The sequence below is a fragment of the Xylophilus sp. ASV27 genome, from assembly GCF_016428875.1.
Taxonomy (GTDB): domain Bacteria; phylum Pseudomonadota; class Gammaproteobacteria; order Burkholderiales; family Burkholderiaceae_C; genus Xylophilus.
Genome location: NZ_JAELTO010000196.1, coordinates 1 through 3,317 on the forward strand (window position 1 = coordinate 1; position 3,317 = coordinate 3,317).

General features: G+C 68.9%; 2 protein-coding genes. Both read left to right on the forward strand.

From position 1 onward, the window contains the following. Nucleotides 1-1,805 (forward strand): trypsin-like peptidase domain-containing protein (locus tag JHD63_RS22055; RefSeq protein ID WP_198972929.1); only part of this gene is annotated, 1,805 nt, incomplete at its 5' end. 65 nt (nt 1,806-1,870) lie between these two features. After that, complete coding sequence (ruvB, locus tag JHD63_RS22060) at nt 1,871-2,938, forward strand: Holliday junction branch migration DNA helicase RuvB (RefSeq protein WP_198972930.1); 1,068 nt, start codon at nt 1,871-1,873, stop codon at nt 2,936-2,938. Nucleotides 2,939-3,317 lie beyond the last annotated feature (379 nt).

Sequence of the window (3,317 nt, forward strand, 5' to 3'; positions counted from 1 at the left end):
CCCCCCCCCCCCCCCCCCCCCCCCCCCCCCCCCCCCCCCCCCCCCCCCCCCCCCCCCCCCCCCCCCCCCCCCCCCCCCCCCCCCCCCCCCCCCCCCCCCCGCCCCCCCCCCCCCCCCCCACTAGGTTCTCTTCGTCGGCAGCGTCAGATGTGTATAAGAGACAGGGCGTGGGCCGCGACCTGGCCGAGACCGCCGACAGCGCCGGCACCCGTAACCGCCTGCGCTGGAGCGCCACGTCCGGCGGTGGCCAGGTGGCCGCGCTGAGCTTCACCTCGCCCGGTGCCGTCGAGCTGCGACTGGGCCTGCTGGTGCGCCAGCTGCCCACCGACGCCGTGCTGCGCATCTACGCCCAGAAGGCCGACACCGCCCACGAGGTATCGGGCCGCGAAGTCCTGGCCACCATCCAGCGCAACCTGGACGCCGGGGACAGCGGCAACGCCGCCCGCACCTGGTGGGCACCCGCCGTCACAGGCGAGGAAGCCACCGTCGAAATCCTGCTGCCCCCCGGCATCAAGACCTCGGCCGTGGATCTGTCGGTGCCGCGGCTCTCGCACCTGTACGCCTCGGCCGCCGACAGCGACGTGAACCTGGCCAAGATCGGCCAGTCAGGCAGCTGTGAGATCGACGTCACCTGCACCAGCGGCAACGACGACCAGAGCAATGCCACCGCGCGGCTGACCTTCGTCGATTCCAGCGACGGCGGCAGCTACCTGTGCACCGGCACGCTGGTGGCCGACAGCGCGGCCAGCGGCATTCCCTACCTGCTCACGGCCAACCACTGCATCTCGACCCAGTCGAGTGCCTCGACCCTGACCACCAGTTGGTTCTATCGCGCGGCCTCGTGCCGCAGCAACAGCGTCAGCGCCAGCAACCGCACCCTGACCGGCGGCGCCGTGCTGCTCTACGCCACGGCCGATACCGACACCTCCTTCCTGCGGCTCAATGCGCAGCCGCCGGCCGGCGTCGTGTACGCGGGCTGGTCGTCCGGCGTGCAGTCGCTCAATACCTCGGCGGTCAGCGTGCACCATCCGCTGGGCGACCTGCAGAAATCCACCAGCGGCTACTTGCAGTCGTTCCTGAGCTGCGGCACGGGCAAGACCTTCTTCTGCGTCAACGCCACCGCGCAGACCGGCAACTACCTCAATGCCCTCTGGACCTCGGGCACCACGGAGTCGGGCAGCAGCGGCTCGGGCCTGTTCTCTGTCATCGGCGGCAAGCGCTACCTGGTGGGCCAGCTCTACGGCGGCAGCGCCAGCTGCACCCAGCCCAACGGCTCGAACATCTACGGCCGCCTGGACATCGCCTACAACGCGGCCCTGAGCAAGTGGCTCAGCCCCGCGCCGGCGGCCGCCACGGGCGCGCGCACGCCGGTCTACCGCTTCTACAACGGCAGCACGCGCTCGCACTTCTACACCACCAGCGCCGCCGAGCGGGACTACGTCATCGCCAGCTACCCGGCCTTCAGCTACGAAGGCCCGGCGTTCTATGCCTATGGCGGCACCGGTACCGGGCTGTCGCCGGTCTACCGCTTCTTCAACACCCGCACCGGGGCGCACTTCTTCACCATCTCCGCCAGCGAGCGCGACTATGTGGTGGCGACTTACCCCGAGTACTCGTACGAGGGCACGGCCTGGTACGCACAGACGGGGGAGGGCAACGGCGCGCAGGCCATCTACCGCTTCTACAACACCGCCTCGGCCACGCACTTCTACACCATCAGCCAGGGCGAGCGCGACTACGTGCGCCAGACCTATCCCACCTTCAACTACGAGGGCGTCAGCCACTACGCCTGGACGGCGCAGTAAGGGTGCCGGCGCGCCGGCCTGGGTATGTATAGTGGCCGGCTGCCCCGAGTAGCCCGCCCCGTGCCATGACCATCCAGACCGACGACTTCGCCCCCGTGCCGGCCCCCGCCCGGCGCGTGGTCTCCGCCGCGCCCGCCTCGCCGCAGGAAGAGGCGATCGAGCGCGCGCTGCGCCCCAAGCTGCTCGACGAGTACATCGGCCAGGCCAAGGTGCGCGAGCAGCTCGACATCTTCATCGGCGCGGCGCGCAAGCGCAGCGAGGCGCTGGACCACGTGCTGCTGTTCGGCCCGCCGGGCCTGGGCAAGACCACGCTCAGCCACATCATCGCCGCCGAGCTGGGCGTGAACCTGCGCCAGACCAGCGGCCCCGTGCTGGAAAAGCCCAAGGACCTGGCCGCGCTGCTGACCAACCTCGAGAAGAACGACGTGCTCTTCATCGACGAAATCCACCGGCTGAGCCCGGTCGTCGAGGAAATCCTCTACCCCGCGCTGGAGGACTACCAGATCGACATCATGATCGGCGAAGGCCCGGCCGCGCGCAGCATCAAGCTCGACCTGCAGCCCTTCACCCTGGTGGGCGCCACCACCCGCGCCGGCATGCTCACCAACCCGCTGCGCGACCGCTTCGGCATCGTCGCGCGGCTGGAGTTCTACACGCCCGAGGAACTGGCGCGCATCGTCAAGCGCAGCGCCGGCCTGCTGAAGGCGCCGATCGACGAGCCGGGCGGCTTCGAGATCGCCCGCCGCAGCCGCGGCACCCCGCGCATCGCCAACCGCCTGCTGCGCCGCGTGCGCGACTACGCCGACGTCAAGGGCGACGGCCGCATCGACCAGGACATCGCCAACCGCGCGCTGGCCATGCTCGACGTCGACCCGCAAGGCTTCGACGTGATGGACCGCAAGCTGCTGGAGGCCGTGATCCACCGCTTCGACGGCGGCCCCGTGGGCCTGGACAACATCGCCGCCAGCATCGGCGAGGAAGCCGGCACCATCGAGGACGTGATCGAGCCCTACCTGATCCAGCAGGGCTACCTGCAGCGCACCCCGCGCGGCCGCATCGCCACGCTGGCCGCCTATCGCCACCTGGGCGTAGCGCCGCCGCAGGGTGGGGGAGTGGATCTGTTTGGGGGGTGAGGGGAGCGGCCAATTCGACAGTGAACCTGGCGAGGTGCTGGGGAGCGTGACGTTCTACGTTTCTGAGGTGCCGGTCCGGCAGTGAACTGAAGTTCTGACACGCGAAACGCGACCTTCCTTTCTGAGCTGCCTATCCGGCAGTGAACACTTCTTGTAGGTCTTGCCTGCGACCCAGACATTTCTGAGCTGCCTATCCGGCAGTGAACGCCACAAACACGACTTTGACGCCCGATGCGTATTTCTGAGCTGCCTATGTTGATTTCCACGCAGAAGTGACCCACTAACCCCCAGGATTTCCATCCAAACCTGACCCACGTACTAACCCTAACCTGCTGCTTCGTTGAGCAGCAGGAGACCAGGAGTGATAGACGTGGCAACA